An 18,860-nucleotide genomic window follows, 5' to 3' on the forward strand; every position below is an offset into this window, starting at 1 on the left:
AACTTAATTTATTGATTATATGTAAATTTCATAAAGGAAGTAATTATCGTGTCATTACAACTTAGAGTTATTCGTGATAACCAAACCTCTTACTGGCCACTAGATGTATCTTTAAGCTATGGAGTCGAATCTGGTGCGATTTATACGCTGGTAGATGAATTAGGAGTGGCAGTCACTGATGGTATAGAGTTAATTCGTAAAGACGATGATTTAGAGCTGGTTAGAGATGGCGATATTGCCGCTGAAATTGTTGGTTTTTATAGTGATACAGATATCGCTGCCTTTTATTGGGTTGAAGGTGGCGAACTGCCTGTCGATCCTTCTTCTGAGGTTGCGGGAACGTTTATTTCAAATCATGACTTTGACATTGAGCAAGGCTTAGTTTGGTCGTTCGAAGCAGGCAACACGAGCGGTAACTCTAATTTCGTCACAATGAGCGTAGTTGCATTATTGGGAGGCGCTGTAGCCAGTGGTTCAAGTAGCTCGAGTAGTTCAGGTACAACTAACCTAGAAACAGCAGGGTACGATATCAATTTAACCGCTGCTGCGGGTACATTTATCTCAACAGTGGGCGTTAAAGTGTATGACGAGAGCGGCAGTCTTCTTTATAGCGATAACTGTGATCTGTCAGCCAGCACAGCATCATTGACGATTGACTCAAATTATGTCGGGCCAATACTGGTTGTGATATCCGATAATAATGGAGCGAGCGGTGACTATATCGATGAAACTACGAATACAAGTACCAGTCTGGAGACTTCTTTAAGTGCAATGACAGTGGCCGATGGTAATGATGTGCGTGTGAGCGTTACCCCACTTACAGAGTTGGCCGTGCGTAAGGCTGGGATAGAGAGTAGTAATGTCAGCAGCTTATCTTTGACCACAGCGGATGTCGCCATCAATGATCAAATAGGAGAACTCTTTGGGATTGATGACATTACCGGTGAGGTCGTTACTGTACTCGATGATGACTATAACACTGGTGATGGTACCAGTAATGCTGAAATTTATGGAGAGGTATTGGCAGCACTTTCCGGGGCGGATTCCCTCACCATCAACGGTATTGGAGATACACTCGATTCGCTTGAAGCTAAAATTACAACTGACTCAAGCGGTGTAACCATGAGTGCTGATGGGGTCTCTGTGGTTACTCAAGGTGTTGATGCTTATGAAACAGCAATTTCGGAAGTGTTAAGCAGTACAGTGCTTGCAGTGCCAATTATTGAAGCAGCTTCTGGTGGTGTTAGTGCATCTGAAGCAAGTGCTGGTGTCGAGGTGATAGCTGCATGGGCCGTGATTGGGGACAGTGTAACTATAAGATGGGGAAGTGAGCAATATATTGGTATTGCCAACTTGAATAGCAATGGTGATGTTGTAGTCACGGTACCGGAGAGTGCGATCATTGCAGCCGGAGAAGGTGAAATATCGGTAACCTCACAAATTAGTGGGGCAGATGAAAGCCCAGCGATCATGATTGAGGTTGATATCACTGCACCGACTGTTGGTTCAATCAGCGCTACAGATGATGTAGGTTTGCAAGTCGGGGCATTAGTAAGTAGCGACACTACTGATGATTCAGGCTTAGTGCTAAGTGGGACAGGTGAAAGTGGCAATACAATCACGCTATACAACTCTCTTAGCCAGTTGACGATGGTCACGGTTGCTGACAATGGCACTTGGAACTATACGGCGGCAGTTGCTGATGCCACCAACTACAGCTTTACGTACACTGAAACGGATACCGTGGGTAACATCAGTGCAGCAAGTGGACCTTTTGAGGTGACTGGCGATATGACAGCACCAGTTAGCCCAACGATCGATACAACCCAAGGAACCGTGGATTACCTTGAAGGAACAGCAGAGCCAGACTCAGTCGTCACTGTGAGTTTTACAAAAGACAGCACCAATTACAGTTACACGACCACCGCGGATGGAAGTGGGGACTGGTCACTAGATGTTACTAGTGCAGATAATAATGGTGCTACACCCGAATTGGTTTCGGGGAATGGTTTGTCTGTCATGCTGAACAGCATCGATTCGGCAGGGAATACAACGACATCGACCGCGAATACCACGGTAAGTATCACTGACACGAGCGTGGTAGTGTTCGACCTTACTACTGGACTGTCATCGGATCATAGTACCCGAACGTTCGATGCGGCGACATCGTATACGATATACATAATGGTGTCGTCAGAGAGTGAAGTTGTGAATTTAAACGGATCAGAGAAGTGGCAGCAAGCAGGTAATTTATCCAGTGATGATACATTTGTGATTGTGGGGGATGGCAGTGCCATATTGGGTGATGAAGGTTTGCCAGCGACTGGTTGGTCCATGAGCTCATGGACGACGTCGAGTACATTATTTTGGTATTTGGGATCAGGTGGAGGTATGGCGCTGGCTTTGTTTTCCGCCGGTAATGTGTCTCGTGACTACAACTACCAAACTGAAAGTGTGGACTTATGGACAGGAACTATCTCTTTTCCTGGCTTTTCTAATATCAACAAATCATATGTTACAACACTTCCATCGTCAGTATCGGTGCCCGTGTAACGTACTACCATACATTGCAGCCGTATATTTTTTGAGTTGGTTATTTTTGAATAGGATATTGAGAATGTCCGTTGATTATTTTTACACTTCAATGAACCCTACCCAAGAATAATGAGAATAACTTGGGTAGGGTTCAGTATTTACTTCTCATTAATCACATCACGATAATGACGTTGCTGCTTTATCACCAAATGCAAAACGTCTCGCTTCAACAATGACATCAACGATTGAATATATCAGCATAATCATTGAAGAAATTGGGATACATGAATAGAGAATCCACTGTTTGATTTGAAATACCGTGGTAACTTGATTCGTTCTCATGGTGAGTTTTAGCGAATACCAAAATAGTATCGCCATAAAGACAGCCGAAATAATCACAATAACCAATTTATAAAAATGCTTTAAGCGCACATTTTTAATGCGTGGACTGATCCAATCTCCGACTGAAAAGTGAAGCTTGGAACACCATAATCCGGCTGCCCCATAAAATACCAATGCTGCAAAGCTGAGTTCGATGATTTCGTCAAACCAATGGAATGAGCTAATCGTGACAACGCTTTGAATCACGCCAGCAATGCCATCGAATCCATTGTTGAGCAAAAATTGAACGAAGTCATTAATCAATCTCAACATGATATTCGCAAACAAAAGAGTTCCAAGCACGGTAAACATGGTCATCGCGATATAACGCAAAATTCTCTGAACCCAAATGTCGGCTGTTTTCAATAAACTAATCATTACATTTCTCCCATAATTAGGTTAGGTAAGAACAGCGATATGCTAGGGACAAAAGCAATCAGTACCGTTATTAAGAAGATCATAAGTAGGTAAGGCCATACTCGCTTGGCCAGCGCGGGCATTCCGACTTTGGCAAAACTGTCGACTGCGAAGAGACACATTCCCACCGGAGGCGTTAGGTTACCAATCATGATCAGCAATACCATTACGACACCAAAGTTGACGAGATCGATATCGAACATCTGGGCAATCGGCATAAACAATGGCAGCGTAATTAAGAAGATTGCGTTACCTTCCAAAAATAGCCCCATGGTTAAAACGATACCGATAACGATCCACATAACGGTTGATTGAGTAGCACCGAATCCCACCAAGGTTTCGATAATGCTGTCTGGTAGTTTCTGATGAATGATCAACCAACCAAAGAAGTTCGCTGCTGAAATGATAAACAGTAAGCTGACCGATTGCGTGATCGATTTATAGATGATTCCAGGAACTTCTTTGAGCTTGAGATCTTTATAATAGAAACCAAGAAGAGCCGCATAAACACACACTACTACTGACGCTTCGGTTGGCGTAAAGAAACCACTCATAATGCCGCCAATGATAATCACTGGAGCCATTAAGGGCCAAAATGCACCGTTGAAAGCAGAAAAGCGTTCTCTGATTGTTGCTTTATTTGGATCGCATGGGTAGTTCTTTCGCTTGGCTAATATGCTTAATGCAATCATCATCCCAATCGCCATCATGGCTCCGGGAATAAAACCTGCGAGGAACAAACGAGCTACCGAAACGCTGGTGATGGACCCATAAAGTACAAAGGGAATACTAGGTGGTATGACAGGGCCAATGACAGAAGATGCGGCAACAAGTGTTGCAGAATCTGCTGGGTCGTAGCCTTGATCGACCATGGCCTTGTGTTCGATTTGTCCTAAGCCTGCAGCGTCAGCCACTGCAGAACCAGACATACCAGAGAAGATAACACTCGCAACGATGTTAACTTGTCCAATGCCGCCAGAGATATGTCCGACCATCGATTTTGCAAATCGGAATATACGGTCGGTAATTCCGCCGGTATTCATTAAATTACCCGCCAGGATAAAAAATGGGATCGCTAAAAGAGTAAAACCTGTCGTACCGTAATACATACGGTGAGGTAACATGGCTAAAAGGCGAGCATCGCCCAAGCCAACAAAAAACATTACTGATGTTAAGCCAATCGCGACCACAACGGGCACGTTAATCAGTAGTAGGAAAATAAGAACGCCGAATATAGCTAAGGTCAACATGCTGAGTGCAAACTCCCTGTTTTTAAAACAGATTTCGCCTCAAAAGAGGCGAAATCGAACAACATAAAATGTCTAAATTGTTGAGTTATTTAACCGATTTAGTCATCTCAATCCATTTATCAAAGTTTTCAGCGCCTACTTTCGCTTTGATTTGGTCATATGCAGGACCCATCATCGCTTGGAAAGGTGCAAGATCGGGTTCATCAATTTGGATGCCTTGGGCACGCATCGCTTCGATTTGTTCTAATTCTTCAGCGCGTGATAGTTTACGCATCAATAAACGAGCAGAGTCAGACTCTTCACGAACAATTTGTTGCTGTTCTGCGTTCAAATTAGACCAAGCATCTTGCGATACAACGTGAACCATAGAGCTGTACAAGTAGTTGATGATCGAGATGTATTTCTGAGACTCATAGAGTTTCAAGTTGTAAATCACGCCGATAGGGTTTTCTTGTCCATCAACAACGCCTTGACGCATTGCCATGACAAGTTCGCTGAACGAAATGGTTTGAACGTTAGCACCGATCGCGCCCATTGCTGCTTGATAGGTCATTGCAGGTGGAGTTCGAATTTTTAAACCTTTAATATCTTCAGGCGTTAAAATTGGACGTACAGAGTTGGTTAACTGACGGAATCCCCAATCCCAACTAGAAAGATAAACAAGGCCAACTTTCTCAAGTTCTGGTGCAGCCCACTCTTTGAATGGTCCATCCAAAACGCGGTCAGCATGTTCAGCATTACTTAGCGAAAATGGGATGCTAACAGTGTCAAATAATGGAACATGTTTTGCTAATTGGTCTTGTCCAGAGAGGCTCATATCAACCACACCTAACATTACTTGCTCTAGTACTTCTGGAGGACTTCCCAATGCATTATTAGGGTAGAGCTCGACTTCAACTTCGCCGTTAGTACGTGCTTCTACGTTTTTAGCAAATTGCATTGCAGCAATATGGGAAGGGTGCTCTTCAGATCCAAAGTGGCCAAGCTTGAGTTCAACAGCAGAAAACGCTGTTGATGCCCATGCTAAACACATAGCCGACACTAAACCTTTTTTTAATTTTGAACGCATAGTTAACCTCTAATTTATTATAAGTTTTCTTGCTTTGGTTCTAATGTTTATATGAATAAACACATTAACTCTGCACGATTTTATCTAACTCTTAAACGTACAAATATTTATTCTTATTCAACTGAATTAATAACGCTATATTTGAAAACACATCTATATGTTTAATACTTAAAAGTGGTCTCAAAACACAACTAGTAATACAATTCACTACTTAAATCATTTAAATAGATTGCATATGAAATAAATAAAAATATTTATATGCAATTAAACTACACCATCATTCTTAATGAATGCCTAGTGTTGCAATTTTGTAGTGTTTGATAATATAAATCCTTTAAAAACAGATTGTTAACCTATATATGATCTAAATTTATAATCATCTTGTATTACAATTACTATAACAATATTTTATGAGAGAAAACTAAGTTATAGATCTCATTTCTAGTTTAAATTCAATCTGAAATATATTAAAAACATGATGTACAATATATGAGAATCATCAATATATGAGAGAGTGTGAATAACAATTAAATTAGATTTTGTTGATATTATGAGTGTTGTGTTTCGTATGTCACAATAAATAAAAAATAAAGCTTTTGTTAAATTAACTTTCAGTGTGTTCTTAGCGACAGCGTAAAGAATAATAAGTGTGACTGGTATCTCTAATTAGTGCGATTATATTAACTTATTTAATTATTAGGCGAGTTTTCATGTAATGGCTAATTATTTCATCACTTCTTAATTGTATTGAGAGGTCGGGTGGTGGAAGTCAAAATGGGTGAGTTAATACTAGCTAGCAGTGTTCAATGTTCTTTGTGAATGGAGATTCATGAGCCACTAAGGGAGCCGAGTTAGCCAGATTTTGGTTTCACGTTTCTTGATGTGTCGTTGTTATAAATTACCAGAGCAACTTCGTTACGTCGTTTCGCTAGAGGCTTATAGCGGTTCTGGTTTAGAAAAGTAATGACCTTGTGCATAATCAACGCCTAACATAGTTAAGGCTTCGACTATATTTGGATCTTCAACAAGTTCAGCAATAACTTCTTGCCCAGAGGCCTTTGCTATATCACAAATCGACTTAACGGCTGTAAAGTACATTGGGTTTTCCATCATGTTGCCAGTAAAAGCACCGTCAATTTTGATCTTATCGGTCGGAAATTCTTTTATATGGGTATAGGACGAATGTTCACTCCCTAAATCCTCTAAAGTAAACTTACAACCAAGTACCTTTATGTTCGCCATAAAAGAACGGACACGTTTTGTATTGTTAATTGCAGTCGTTTCAGTAATCTCAAAACAGATCTTTTCAGGAGGTATTATATTTGATTCAACTTTATCTTTAATGAAGTTTTCTAAACTATCGTCTATCAATGAATGATCTGAAATATTAATAGCAATAGTCTCTATATTATTTAATTCTTGGCTGGAATTTTCATAGTGTTTATAGACAGAGTTAATTACCCACTGATCTATTTTGCTACTTAATTGATACCGCTCTGCAGTTGGGAAAAAGCAATCGGGGCTGACGATATTACCACTGCTATCTTGCATCCTTAATAGAACTTCGAAATGTTTACCAGACTGATGATTTTGTAATGAAACAATATCTTGTTTATACAAAATAAATAGATTATTACTTATGGCATTATTAATCTGATGAACCGATAATATGTTTTTTCGCTTGTCAGAAGACTCTTCGCTACTGATATCAAATAATTGTACGGAATTTCTGCCTGATTCTTTAGCTGAACTACATGCGATATCAGCAGAATTTAATATACTTGTTGTGGTACTACCATTAATTTTAGGAGCCAAACCTATGCTTGCACTTAATTTAAAGGTTTCTTCCTCCCAGTGGTAAGTTAAACTTTGAATATTATCTTTTATAGTATTTGCGACAAGTAAAGCACTGTTTTCTGAATAGTCTTTAAGTAAAATTGCAAACTCGTCGCCACCCAACCTAGCAACTGTATCAGAATTGCTTACGTTATCTTTGAGTATACGGGCAACGCTTACTAGTATTTCATCTCCAGCGGCATGTCCGCAGGTATCATTGATCGTTTTAAAATAATCTAAATCAATAAAACATAAGAAGTAACTATGCTCGTCATCTTTGATAATGTCATTTAAGTTGCGTTCAAATGCTCTTCTGTTATGCAATTCTGTGAGAGGGTCATGCGAAGCTTGATGACACAGAGATTGGGTTAATAACTTAAAATCATTACTTAACTCGATAATTTCAGAAGGAGCATTATTGGTCGATTGAAAATCGCTACCTATTATTGCTTTATTCGCTGAATTAATTAATTCGTTTAATGGCTTACAAATTCTTCTATTTGCCCACCACCACAATGCAATTATTAATATAAAAAACAAGATGCGTGAGAATAAACTAACATCTTGCATAAAGTCTTTTTCTTGTTCGAGAAGAATAGAATCTTGTTCTATGTTATTTTTAGTTTGTTCTATAATAAATGAGATATCCTGAAACAAAGCGAAGCTGACAGGGTCATACTCTGATAATAACTCACGTAAACGATTAGTAAGATTTTCTTCAGTTGTATTTCCTATAATGTCTAAATAACCATTTATCGTATTAATATGAGTTATGACATTTTCTATTTTTATATTTAGATGGTTGAAAGGGTTTTCTTTTTGTATTATTGATAGCTCATCTGTTATGTAATGACCCATATTTTGTGCACCAAAAATCAGGTAGGTATTACCAGAGGCTATAACAAGATCGGTTGAGACAAGGAATTGAGAAACACTATTATCTATTCTTTCTAAATCTTTTTCCCATAAAAGACTTTTGGTGTGTTTATCAACAGAAGCTTGGACATGTTCAAAATGATAATTTAATACCTTCTCCAGCATATATGCGCCGAGTAAACAACTCAAAACGAGGACCGCTAAATAGCTTCTTATTCTCATAGGAGTCTTTTAATCAACTTTATTCGAAGTAAGTAAAAGATTTTTGTCCCAACTTATTTCGGTAATTGCTAACGTTTTAAATGCCGATCGAAGCGCTAAAAGCACGATAGGTTGAGCATTTGGAAAGGTTTCCTTGCCTAACTCTGACAATGATTCACCATCTTGACTTAAAAAGGTTTTTAATTGTTCAAATGTTTTGTTTTGTACGTGTTTAGTAATATTCTGTACCACATTGTCGTTACATTCAGGACTACGACAACGCTGAAAATAAAAGCCTTTTAGTGTTTTATCGACATTAATTGCCCATGCGATTTCAATCAATCCCCACTTTGCCCACTCCGATCGCGCTTGTAGGAAACCAGTGTGTTTTTTATCTTTATAAAGTAAGTATAAAGTATGCTTACCGACTTCATTTTGGTGAATGGTAAAAGAGAGTTTATCTTTAACTGATTTTCTGTCTTCATTTGTAATGGGGGTCACTAATGACCGAAATTCGTAACCTTGACCATAAAGTATTTGGATCGCTGAAACAGGATCTCTTAGTGAACAAAAAGCCGCATTTGCATAAGGTACGGTTATTGTTTGTATTAAGGTTAATACAAGTAAAGTTTTGAGCTTAGTGAACATACGTTAACACCGATGTGTACTGGTTATCATAATCTAAACCTGATTTGTAAATTAAAAACTGGGTCTATATCTATTGTAGTTGTATCTTTTAGTTTATGTTTGTATTGAGCGCTGATATCAAAACAATTGTGGCTTAACCACTGCACACCTGCCAACCAATAACTGGTCGATTGAGTATCGCTACCGACTTGATGATCAACTTCTGTACTTTGATATCCTAGTTGAATATAGCTTGAGAGACTTTCTTTGGGGCTCATCCATAGCGTTTCTGCTAGGGCATTAACCGTGTCATTATTTGCCGTTGAGCCGATAGATGATTCAGCTCTGAACTGCCACTGATAATAATAGTATGAAGCATCTAACCCTATTTTTTTCCTTTGAGTTGTACCATTTCTTCCTAATACATCACCGGAAAACCAAGACATGCCTAAAATAGTATTTTTATTGCTGAGAGTGCCTATTCTTCCAGAAAAAATGTGAGGGTTATCTCTAGATGTGATCTCATTCCCAGAACCTCGGGTTAGGGCCACCTCGTATTCTAACTGAGGCAGTATGCCATTAATTGAAACTCCCCAATCGGCCTTGATCCCTCTATCACTGTAGGTAAATTGACGTAAAGTACCATTGGTATCTAGCTGATATTCTAAACCGTATGGAATTTCTAAATGACCCAATTTTATATTGAATTGACCTTGACTTAATGCCGTATAATTGAAATTAGCAATTCGCCACGTAAGTTCGGTATCGTCACCATCTTCAAAGGTAAATCCAGGATTGCTTACATTATCTAACTTAACAACATAGGGTTGAAAAGTTAGCGTACCTATATCAGATGTTTGGTTACTAAATACTTTGTGGATATCTAGACCAATAGATGTCATTAAACTGTTGTGGTTTTTATCTATATTACGTGTTGCTCTAGACGCAATATCGATTGCCCACCGGCTATTTTCACCTAAGATTTGAAACCCATTCGTTTCAGCATAGGAGAGGTGCGGTATAAAACCGATAATAGGCATAAATAAAGCTGTAAGTGTTTTTCGCATAGGTAACAGTTTTCTCGGAATAATCTGGCTTAACCTAACTTTGATGTTAACTGTCGACAATAATCAAAAATAGATGAAAAAGTTTAACCTAACCTGAGTGTAGTCTAAGTTTCGAAAAACACACTTAGTGCTCAGTCTTAATGTTTCAGAAATTCGTTGATTAACTCTATATTGATCAGTAATTTATTTGATGTGAATAGTGAGCTTCTGTTTTATGAAAAACCAGTAGAACTTGTTTTTATAAAAGGAGCTAAAGCTGTGCTGGTTGTTTCTGATTAACAATTGTTCGAAAACTATTGAGGAACTAGAGTTCGGTTGCCCATAGTCAATAATCCCTCAATATGTGCCTTTTTATGGTTACTTAATCATGTGGCTTTTTCGTTTAAGTTAGTATTTCCGACCTTAGTGCTGGTTGGTTTCACGATGACACCAATCCCGACCAGAAAAAAAACAGATGCGATAAGTTGGGCTGGTGACAATGCTTCTCCATGCATGAAGTACCCACTGATTAAAGAAAATATGGGTACCAACAAAGTAAGTGGTGCAGTGGTACTTAAAGGGTATTTAATTAGCAGTAAATTCCATATCCAATAGCCTAATAAGGTGGTTGGATAAGCTTGAAAAACAACCGCTATTGTTGTGTTCCAGTCCCACAGCTCTACTGCTTGCCATAGTATTTGCTCGCCATGTAAAAGAGTTGCAAATAACACTAATGGTATTGGGGCGAAGAGCATTCCCCACACATTAAATGCGAATGCTTGTGTGGTTTGTGAGGCTTTAACAATAACGCTCATCAATGTCCAACTGCACGCAGCAATCAGAATTAAAATTACGCCCTCTAAGGTGACATTTCCAGAGGCATCTAGAAGTAAAACTACCAAAGCACATAAGGCAAGCAACGCACCGATCAATTTTCTCTGAGAGGGACTTTCCTTTAATACCCAAATGCCAACAGCCATACCTATTAACACATTGGTGGAAAGCAATATAGATGAAATTCCTGATGATAATCCCGCGGTAATTGACCAAGATGCCATTCCCCAAATCCCTACACCAAAAACAACGCCATATCCGATTAAATAGCGCCATTGAACATTGGGTTTGGCGATAAAAAAGATCGCTGGAATAACCGCAAGTGTAAAACGTACCGCCGTTGCGATAAGCGGGTTTACATTGGTTACCCCTAATTTGATCATCGAAAAATTAAAGCCCCAAATTGCCATCAGTGCAATCGCAAGTAATAAATCACGTCGTTTCACTCTTATCTTGCTCCATTTAGTTGTTTATTGAGCTGAGTATCGCTTGTGTACTGGTTAGGGTACAGATACAATTTTTAAAACAAATACCAGTACAGTTGGGTGTGTATTCGATGAGTATTTATAAGCAACTCGCCAATCTCTTCATCGAAGAGATCATCAATGGCAAGCGAAAAGAAGGCAGCAGAATGCCGTCACTTCGTGCCCTTGCGCGTCAAGAGGCCATTAGCATGTCGACAGTGGTGAGCTGTTATCAAGAGCTCGAATCTCAGGGTTGGATCCACTCACGGCCACAAGCTGGGTATTTTATTTCTCCAAGTTCACGAGCTCATGCCACACCAGACCTTGTGCAGTTTGTTAGCCAAGTTTCCACCGTTAAACCTAGTCCAATTCTCTATGCGACGAAAAATGGGCCATTAGGAGAGTCGAATACCCCTAATGATGAACAAACGGTTCTTGAATTAGAGCGATCGTTTCGCCGTACGTTGAAACGCTTAGGCAGCAAGGTCGATCAATATCCAGATAAGCAGGGCGAACCTATTTTCCGGCAAGCGTTATCGTCACATTTTTCCAAGCTTGACCTGCACTTCGATTCATCTGAACTGGTGATAACAGCCGGGTGCATGTCGGCGGTAAAAGTTGCACTAGAGTCTTGTACACGTGAAGGCGATATCATTGCGATCAGCTCTCCTTGCTTTAATGGCATCATCGAACTTCTCGGTAGTATGTCACGCAAGATTGTTGAAATTCCTTGTCTAGAAGAGGGTATTGACCTTGAACAGTTCGAAGCACACCTTAAGGAGAACAGTATTGATGCGGCGGTGTTTTGTACATCACACATGAATCCGCAGGGCATTACGATGTCATCGCAACAAAAGCAAAAGTTAGCTCGGTTAGCAAACCATTATCAAGTGCCAATCATTGAAGATGACGTTTATCTTGAACTTTCATATTCGTCTCAAATTCCGTTGCCGGCAAAGTACTACGACAAAGGCGGATATATATTATGGTGTGGGTCAGTTTCAAAGAGTCTTTCCCCTAGTTATCGTTTGGGTTGGTGCTTACCGGGTAAGTTTCAAAAGACCTATCAAAATATCATCGCTGTCACTGGCTTTGGTGTTACGATGCTCACACAACTCGCTATCGCCGATTTCATTAGTTCGAGCCAATATAACAAGCACCTTAGGCGAAGACGCGCTCAACTATTGGTATTGCGTCAACAATATTTGAGTTACTTAATTACTCACCTATCGCCAGACGTAAAAATCAGTAACCCACAGGGTGGAATGGTTTTATGGCTACAAATTCCCTCTTTAAATCGACAGGCATTTACTAAGGAAATATCGGAGTGTAACTTAGATATTCGCGCAGGAACTCTGTTTAGCACACGAGCACTCTATGACGAGTGTGTTCGAATTAATATTGGTCATCCATTAGCAGGGCATGCAAAAGAGGAACTCGATAAGATGATAGCAATAGTTGGTCGATGCTCGTGATATTGATATTTTTTCCATCAGCATTTAATGACTCTATTGTTACTGTCTAATTGTTCGGTTTTTTTAGGTTAATTGTGCTTATCTGTTGGAAAGATAATTATGATGGAAAATGATCGTTTTAAAGTGAGGTAAAAAGTGACTCTGTATCAGAGCATTGGATTAATATTGTCGATACAAACCATTGCACTGCTCATTCCGGGGCAAAATCATATGTTATTGATGACAACCGTTTCCTATTCGAAATGGTATCGGGCGTTTACCCTTTTTGGAATTGCGAGTGCAGGGACGACGTTTGCAGTACTAGTTGCAATGTCAATTTCAATTGCGGAGAATCAATTCAGTGAAACACTTTTCTTAGCGTTAAGTGCATTAGGTTGTTGTTATTTAATATATTTAGGCTTTACGCTTTTTAGGGCTTCACTGATTTCTAGAGCAAATGCGTCTTCTCGCGTTTTTTCTCAAAAGTTGCTGTCGAAACATCCCTTTGCAGTTGGATACTTGATCAATATTTCTAATCCTAAAACTATGTTGTTTTTTAGCAGTATTTTTATGACAACGTTGCCGGTCACAACGACATCGTTGTTTGAGTTTGCTTTTGTAATAATACTTATATTTCTCAATTCTTTGCTAATGCACGGTATAATCGCGACGGTTTTTTCATTACCGCTGATAAAACCTTGGATATTGAGGAACCAAACTAAAATTGGTTTAGGTGCCGCGTTAATCTTTACATGTTTCGGGTTCATGAATGCATGGCGAATTATTCATCTTTTATAAGTTGAAGGGGCTAAGGTGTATAAGTGGGAATTCTATATAATCGTGAATTTCTGGAGCGAAACTTGATGATAAATGAAACACGATGACAAAACTATTTGCGCTAATTCTCGCCTACTTTTTTCTGTTCTTAGCCTTTATCGGAGTGTTTCTTCCTGGCTTGCCAACAGTGCCATTTCTGCTTCTCGCGGCTTGGCTTTCAGCGAAGGGTTCCGAACGCCTACATAAGTGGATCTATGCTCACGCGATTCTTGGGCCATTGTTGATTAACTGGGAGCGGTACGGCGCTATTTCGCGAAAAAGTAAAATTATCGCCGTGTTGATGTTAATTGTTAGCTTGTTCTTTATGTATCAACGGGTAGAGGTCGTATGGTTATTGGTCGGGGTTACTGTCTTATTTATTTGTGTTGCGACGTTTTTAATTACAAGGCCTGAGCCCAGCGAATAAAATACTAGAATCCGAGTGTTAACCTAGTGCTAATCCGTATTCGGTACAACCAACTCAAAACACGCGCCATCAAAACGTGACGTTGTAATGTTAAGTTCACCACCGTAGCTACTCAAAATGTCTGTCACTACCGCCAGTCCTAATCCTTGTCCTAAGCTTGCCGTATCTGAGCGAGCACCACGCTTAAGAATTGAAGTGCGCAGGTGAGGAGCAATACCAGGGCCATCATCTTCAACAGTCATTTTTAACCCTTTTGCGGAAATTTCCACCGAAACCACAAGTTTACTTTTTCCGTACTTACATCCGTTTTCGATGACGTTACCCATCATTTCCATTAAATCGCTATCATCACCATGAAAATGGACATTGTCAGCGATGTTCAGTTGAATATCGATATGGGAATAGATATCGAGCTTGCGCAAAGCATCGGTGAGACGCTGAATTAATGGCAATACCGCTACGTTTCCAGTAAGAGGTTGATGGCCTAAATGGGCCCGACTGAGATGGTGATTAATGATATTGCTCATACGCGACACCTGCTCTTCAACAAGCTCGTTCTTTTTTGTCGGTTCACTGCCGTGATGACTCGATTGAATGATGGCGAGGGGGGTCTTAAGGCTGTGAGCAAGCTCGGATAAGGTGTTTTTAAAGCGCTGGCGTTGAGACTGTTGAGCATTAAGCACTCGATTTAAATTATTGATCACTGGCTTTAACTCTTTTGGATATTTTCCATCAAGACGCTGAATCTCACCTGACTCCAAACGCGAAAGTTCATCGGCGACATTATCGAGTGGTCGCAGGCCCCAACGAGTGATCAAATATTGGATAACGAGAAGGGCAAGTGTCAGCCCTAAAATCCAAAGAATAATTTGGCGACTGAAACTGCTTAACTCCGCTGAGAGAGTTTCGGGGGTGTGTGTGACGACAAATCTCAGCAAGGCTTCATCATTCTCAGATTGCCAGCTCGTATCATAAGTTAATTGGTAGTAGGGAAAGTCATTTGATGGTATCTGAAACTGTACTTTTCCGGGAATAATTGGCGAGTGTGTATGAAGCATAGGCTGATTTAAAACAAGACTCGACTTTGAACGCCACAATGGTTTCGATTGGCCGGTAATCCACGCATACTGACCACTACTAGGTTGTGTAAAGCTAGGCTCAGCCATAACGTCTGGCATAAACAACCCATCTTCTTCCAGCTCTGCATCGCTCATTAAGGTGTAAGCCTGACTCTGCATCTGGTTTTGTAATGACGTTTCTAAGCTGGTCTTAAACGCGCTATACAGCATTAGCGAACCTACAATCATAAACGCAGGTAAGACGAGTAGAGAGGTAAGCAACAGTCGATTGACTAGCGAATAGTTACCGGTGAGATGCAATTTGGATTTCGAGGGGGTTGTTTTAGTCATTGATGACAAACTTATATCCTTGCCCACGAACGGTTGCGATGGGCATTAACTGATTAGTGGGATCGAGTTTTTTTCTCAATCGACCTATAAACACTTCAATCACATTGGAATCTCGGTCGAAATCTTGATCGTATAGATGTTCGGTTAATTCAGTTTTTGACACAACCTGCTGCGGCTTTAACATTAGGTATTCCAGCGTGCGATATTCGTAACTGGTGAGCTCGATAGGTTGATTATCAAGTTCGACAGTTTTGGCTGATAGATCGAGACGAATCGGCCCTTTTTTTAGCTCTTTAGTTGCACTGCCATTGGCTCGTCTTAACAAAGCATCGACTCTTGCTTTGAGTTCTTCAAAATGAAACGGTTTGGTTAGATAATCATCGGCTCCAGCTTCTAGCCCTTCGACTTTTTCATGCCACAAGCCACGCGCCGTAAGGATTAGAATAGGAAAATCAACTCCGTGACCACGTAACTTATTCGTAAGTTGAATTCCATCTAGTTTGGGTAAACCGACATCGATAATCGCGAGATCATAGTTGATCTCTGACCCCAAAAACCAACCCTGTTCGCCATCTTGCGCAGAATCCACCGCATAGTTTTGTTCTGAGAAGAAGGTAGTAAGATGGTCAAGCATTAAAGGCTCATCTTCAACAATCAGAATTCGCATACTTACTTACCTTTCCGTTTACGCGAGTTCGATTTAATAGTCACGATTTTTACTGAGCCTTTATCAGTCAAGAGTTTCACTCTATATTCTGCTGGTTGTTTTTTCGTGAGGCGTTCAACCTTTAGAACCTTGCCGCCATAGTTTCTTTGTGCGATTTGTACAGCTTCAGACTGATTCGATGCGGTTAGAGGCCGATCTTTCGCATTAGCCATGGAAAAGCATGAAAGCGTAATCGAAATCAACAAAACGTGGAAAATGGTTCGCATAAGTGGCCTCAAAATTGTGTTCTTAGGTTCGTACTAGATTAATCTTATGCGAACTCACTAAAGTTGACAGCTTAAATTTTCGTTCCGAACACGAAATTGCCATTATCTAGCTCGATGCTGATCGTGTTTTTGTTTAAAGACCAACTCACTTGAGTGTCTTCGCATTTGCTTGTGATGGCGCTTTTGAAATGGTACCTGAATACGTTTTCCAGGATGGTGTTTGGTATGGGTATGGTAGCGATGTCCATTGTATCGATACGTCACATCATACCCAACTAATACGCGTTCATGGTTGACTTGAAATGAAGTTGAACAATGGCGGCTTGGGCTATGGTGCCCATTGCCGTGACTTATGTTCGCGCCAATGGTCGCGCCGATGATCGAGCCTGCAATTAGGCCAACTTGTTTATTTGCTCGGTTTGAACCAATTGCATGACCCACGGTGCCACCAATGACGCCTCCAACAATCGCTGGACCAACTGACGTATGTTTTGGGTTTGAAAGATGGCGAGAGCCTCCATTTTTACGACACGTTTCAACCGGTACACGATGACGAATATGCTCGTATACAGGTGTTGCTTTAACCACTCGCGCGTAATCATAATGGGATGAGCGCTTAGCCATAACAGTTGGACTTAAGCAAATGGTTATGAGTGCTGTTGTTACAGTAAAAGCTGTGGTTAATGTTTTCATCTCTGTTCTCCAAATGAGTATCGACCTTGAAATTCATAATAAGGAGTTGAAGCTGAACATAACCTGAATGAAAAATATTTTATGAAGGATTAACCATCAATGTTGATTATTAGTGATCTAAGGTTAACTATTTCTATTGGTTTATTTGCTTTTCAAAGCGTTACTCAGTCAGTAAAGTTATATTAAACAGCTGCGAGACATTAATTTAAGCCTCATGGAGAGAGCATGATCATTCGAGAAGTCACCGTATTGGATGTTGAGCGAATCGCCGAGATCTATAATTATTACATCGCCTCAACCACTATTTCCTTTGAAGAAGCGCCGATAACTGCTACAGATATGGTGCAACGTATCGAGACTATTACGGCATCAGGCTTTCCTTGGATCGTTGCGTTAGTTGACGATGAGCTCGTTGGATATGCGTATGCGAATCACTGGAAAATGCGCTCAGCGTACCGGTATTCTGTCGAGTCTTCGGTCTATCTAGCCCATGAATCGACGGGTAATGGAGTTGGGCGAGCACTCTATGGTGAGCTTCTAACACAATTACGAACTCGTGGTTTCTCGACAGCGATTGGCGGAATTGCTTTACCAAATCCAGCGAGTATTGGATTACATGAGAGTCTAGGTTTTAAAAAGGTCGGTGAATTTTCGAATGTCGGTGTTAAGTTTGGTGAGAAAAAATCGGTCGGTTACTGGCAGTTAGAACTCTAACACCAATAGTGCGATTTATAATTCTGGGTCACTAATATCAAAGGTAAATTTTATGATCGATTGCAATGAGTACGATTATATTGAACTAAGCTGCTTATATCGTTTTCCAGTGCGGTTAACGATGAAAGAGGGTGACTGTATAGAAGGAATTGCACGTGATACAGTTCGTAATGCAAGCCGTCACGAATGCATCAAGCTTAGTTCGAATAACGATGATATTCTGATTGAATTAGAGTCGATATTAAAGTTAGAAGTGTTGATTGATAATCCACATTTTTCACAAGTTACTTTTAAATAAGCTCAAGGAATTGATATGAAAATACTTAATGTACTTTTACTCGCTATGTCTTTGGTGGCTTGTGCTGGAATTCCAGAAACTATTGAGCCTGTAACCGATTTTGATGTAAATAAATATTCTGGAAAATGGTATGAAATTGCCAGGTTAGATCATCACTTTGAAAGGGGGCTAGAGAAAGTCACTGCGACTTACTCAATAAATGATGATGGCGGTGTGCGGGTTGTAAATAGAGGATTTTCAACCGAAGCTAACGAGTGGAAAGAGGCGATAGGTAAGGCTAAATTCGCTGGAGATGAAAATATCGGTCACTTAAAAGTGTCATTTTTTGGTCCGTTTTATGGCTCTTATGTGATTTTCGATCTAGATAAAGAGAGTTATCAATACGCTTTTATCACCGGTAGCGACGATTCACTTTGGTTTTTATCAAGAACTCCAGTTGTAAGTGACGAGCTGAAAGAAAAGTTCGTTACTATGGTCAAAGAAGCTGGGTATAACGTTGATGAACTGATTTTCGTTAATCAGGAATGATGTTACTTTTCAGGACATTTCGTAGGGACGACCCTATGAGATCTTTAATCAA

General features: G+C 40.1%; 18 protein-coding genes. 7 read left to right on the forward strand and 11 right to left on the reverse strand.

Translation table 11 applies throughout. The features are described 5' to 3' along the window. Window positions 1-48 precede the first annotated feature (48 nt). Window positions 49-2,553 carry an Ig-like domain-containing protein gene (locus ACXJY6_RS02780; RefSeq protein WP_458767289.1) on the forward strand — a complete coding sequence of 835 codons (2,505 nt, stop codon included), beginning with the start codon at window positions 49-51 and terminating at the stop codon, window positions 2,551-2,553. Between the two features lie 159 nt (window positions 2,554-2,712). Here the strand turns inward: ACXJY6_RS02780 and ACXJY6_RS02785 are convergent, their stop codons facing one another. The 7 genes from ACXJY6_RS02785 to ACXJY6_RS02815 all read right to left on the reverse strand — a co-directional run bounded on the left by ACXJY6_RS02785 (window position 2,713) and on the right by ACXJY6_RS02815 (window position 11,518). Beyond that, window positions 2,713-3,294, reverse strand: a complete 582-nt coding sequence (locus ACXJY6_RS02785; protein WP_458767290.1) for a TRAP transporter small permease — start codon at window positions 3,292-3,294, stop codon at window positions 2,713-2,715. Continuing rightward, window positions 3,294-4,583 carry a TRAP transporter large permease gene (locus tag ACXJY6_RS02790; RefSeq protein ID WP_456052676.1) on the reverse strand — a complete coding sequence of 430 codons (1,290 nt, stop codon included), beginning with the start codon at window positions 4,581-4,583 and terminating at the stop codon, window positions 3,294-3,296. The genes ACXJY6_RS02785 and ACXJY6_RS02790 overlap by 1 nt, the downstream gene beginning before the upstream one ends. Window positions 4,584-4,668: 85 nt before the next feature. Further along, window positions 4,669-5,652, reverse strand: coding sequence for a TRAP transporter substrate-binding protein (locus tag ACXJY6_RS02795; RefSeq protein ID WP_456052675.1), 984 nt, complete (start codon window positions 5,650-5,652; stop codon window positions 4,669-4,671). A 936-nt stretch (window positions 5,653-6,588) separates the two neighbouring features. After that, window positions 6,589-8,529 carry a putative bifunctional diguanylate cyclase/phosphodiesterase gene (locus ACXJY6_RS02800; protein ID WP_458767292.1) on the reverse strand — a complete coding sequence of 647 codons (1,941 nt, stop codon included), beginning with the start codon at window positions 8,527-8,529 and terminating at the stop codon, window positions 6,589-6,591. Between the two features lie 66 nt (window positions 8,530-8,595). Next, the gene (locus ACXJY6_RS02805; RefSeq protein ID WP_458767294.1) at window positions 8,596-9,213 is read right to left on the reverse strand and encodes a hypothetical protein; all 618 of its coding nucleotides are present in this window, start codon (window positions 9,211-9,213) and stop codon (window positions 8,596-8,598) included. A 26-nt stretch (window positions 9,214-9,239) separates the two neighbouring features. After that, window positions 9,240-10,259: a hypothetical protein gene (locus ACXJY6_RS02810; RefSeq protein ID WP_458767295.1), complete on the reverse strand. Its 1,020-nt coding sequence runs from the start codon at window positions 10,257-10,259 to the stop codon at window positions 9,240-9,242. 365 nt (window positions 10,260-10,624) lie between these two features. Continuing rightward, window positions 10,625-11,518, reverse strand: coding sequence for an EamA family transporter (locus ACXJY6_RS02815; RefSeq protein ID WP_458767296.1), 894 nt, complete (start codon window positions 11,516-11,518; stop codon window positions 10,625-10,627). Between the two features lie 110 nt (window positions 11,519-11,628). Between ACXJY6_RS02815 and ACXJY6_RS02820 the strand changes: the two genes are divergently transcribed. The 3 genes from ACXJY6_RS02820 (at window position 11,629) to ACXJY6_RS02830 (ending at window position 14,233) form a co-directional block, all read left to right on the forward strand. Beyond that, window positions 11,629-13,011, forward strand: coding sequence for an aminotransferase-like domain-containing protein (locus ACXJY6_RS02820; RefSeq protein WP_458767297.1), 1,383 nt, complete (start codon window positions 11,629-11,631; stop codon window positions 13,009-13,011). Window positions 13,012-13,146: 135 nt separating this feature from the next. Beyond that, a complete protein-coding gene (locus ACXJY6_RS02825) occupies window positions 13,147-13,788 on the forward strand; it encodes a LysE family translocator (protein WP_458767298.1) in 642 nt (213 codons plus the stop codon). An 82-nt stretch (window positions 13,789-13,870) separates the two neighbouring features. Beyond that, complete coding sequence (locus ACXJY6_RS02830) at window positions 13,871-14,233, forward strand: YbaN family protein (RefSeq protein WP_458767299.1); 363 nt, start codon at window positions 13,871-13,873, stop codon at window positions 14,231-14,233. A 29-nt stretch (window positions 14,234-14,262) separates the two neighbouring features. Here the strand turns inward: ACXJY6_RS02830 and ACXJY6_RS02835 are convergent, their stop codons facing one another. From ACXJY6_RS02835 to ACXJY6_RS02850, 4 genes are all read right to left on the reverse strand, one after another. After that, window positions 14,263-15,642 carry an ATP-binding protein gene (locus ACXJY6_RS02835; protein ID WP_458767300.1) on the reverse strand — a complete coding sequence of 460 codons (1,380 nt, stop codon included), beginning with the start codon at window positions 15,640-15,642 and terminating at the stop codon, window positions 14,263-14,265. Further along, window positions 15,635-16,309, reverse strand: coding sequence for a response regulator transcription factor (locus ACXJY6_RS02840; protein ID WP_458767301.1), 675 nt, complete (start codon window positions 16,307-16,309; stop codon window positions 15,635-15,637). Before ACXJY6_RS02840 ends, ACXJY6_RS02835 begins: the two co-directional genes overlap by 8 nt. 2 nt (window positions 16,310-16,311) lie before the next feature. Further along, window positions 16,312-16,521, reverse strand: a complete 210-nt coding sequence (locus ACXJY6_RS02845) for a PepSY domain-containing protein (RefSeq protein WP_458767302.1) — start codon at window positions 16,519-16,521, stop codon at window positions 16,312-16,314. Window positions 16,522-16,677: 156 nt separating this feature from the next. After that, window positions 16,678-17,268, reverse strand: a complete 591-nt coding sequence (locus ACXJY6_RS02850; protein ID WP_458767303.1) for a glycine zipper 2TM domain-containing protein — start codon at window positions 17,266-17,268, stop codon at window positions 16,678-16,680. Window positions 17,269-17,493: 225 nt separating this feature from the next. Here ACXJY6_RS02850 and ACXJY6_RS02855 point away from each other — a divergent pair, with 225 nt between their 5' ends. Genes ACXJY6_RS02855 through ACXJY6_RS02865 form a run of 3 tightly spaced genes read left to right on the forward strand, consistent with a single transcriptional unit; the run spans window position 17,494 to window position 18,808 of the window. Beyond that, window positions 17,494-17,982: an arsinothricin resistance N-acetyltransferase ArsN1 family B gene (locus tag ACXJY6_RS02855; protein WP_458767304.1), complete on the forward strand. Its 489-nt coding sequence runs from the start codon at window positions 17,494-17,496 to the stop codon at window positions 17,980-17,982. Between the two features lie 52 nt (window positions 17,983-18,034). Then, window positions 18,035-18,280 (forward strand): Rho-binding antiterminator, encoded by a 246-nt coding sequence (locus tag ACXJY6_RS02860; protein WP_456052662.1) that lies wholly within the window; start codon window positions 18,035-18,037, stop codon window positions 18,278-18,280. Window positions 18,281-18,295: 15 nt separating this feature from the next. Then, window positions 18,296-18,808, forward strand: coding sequence for a lipocalin family protein (locus ACXJY6_RS02865; protein WP_456052661.1), 513 nt, complete (start codon window positions 18,296-18,298; stop codon window positions 18,806-18,808). Window positions 18,809-18,860 lie beyond the last annotated feature (52 nt).

The sequence above is a fragment of the Vibrio phycocola genome, assembly GCF_054404255.1.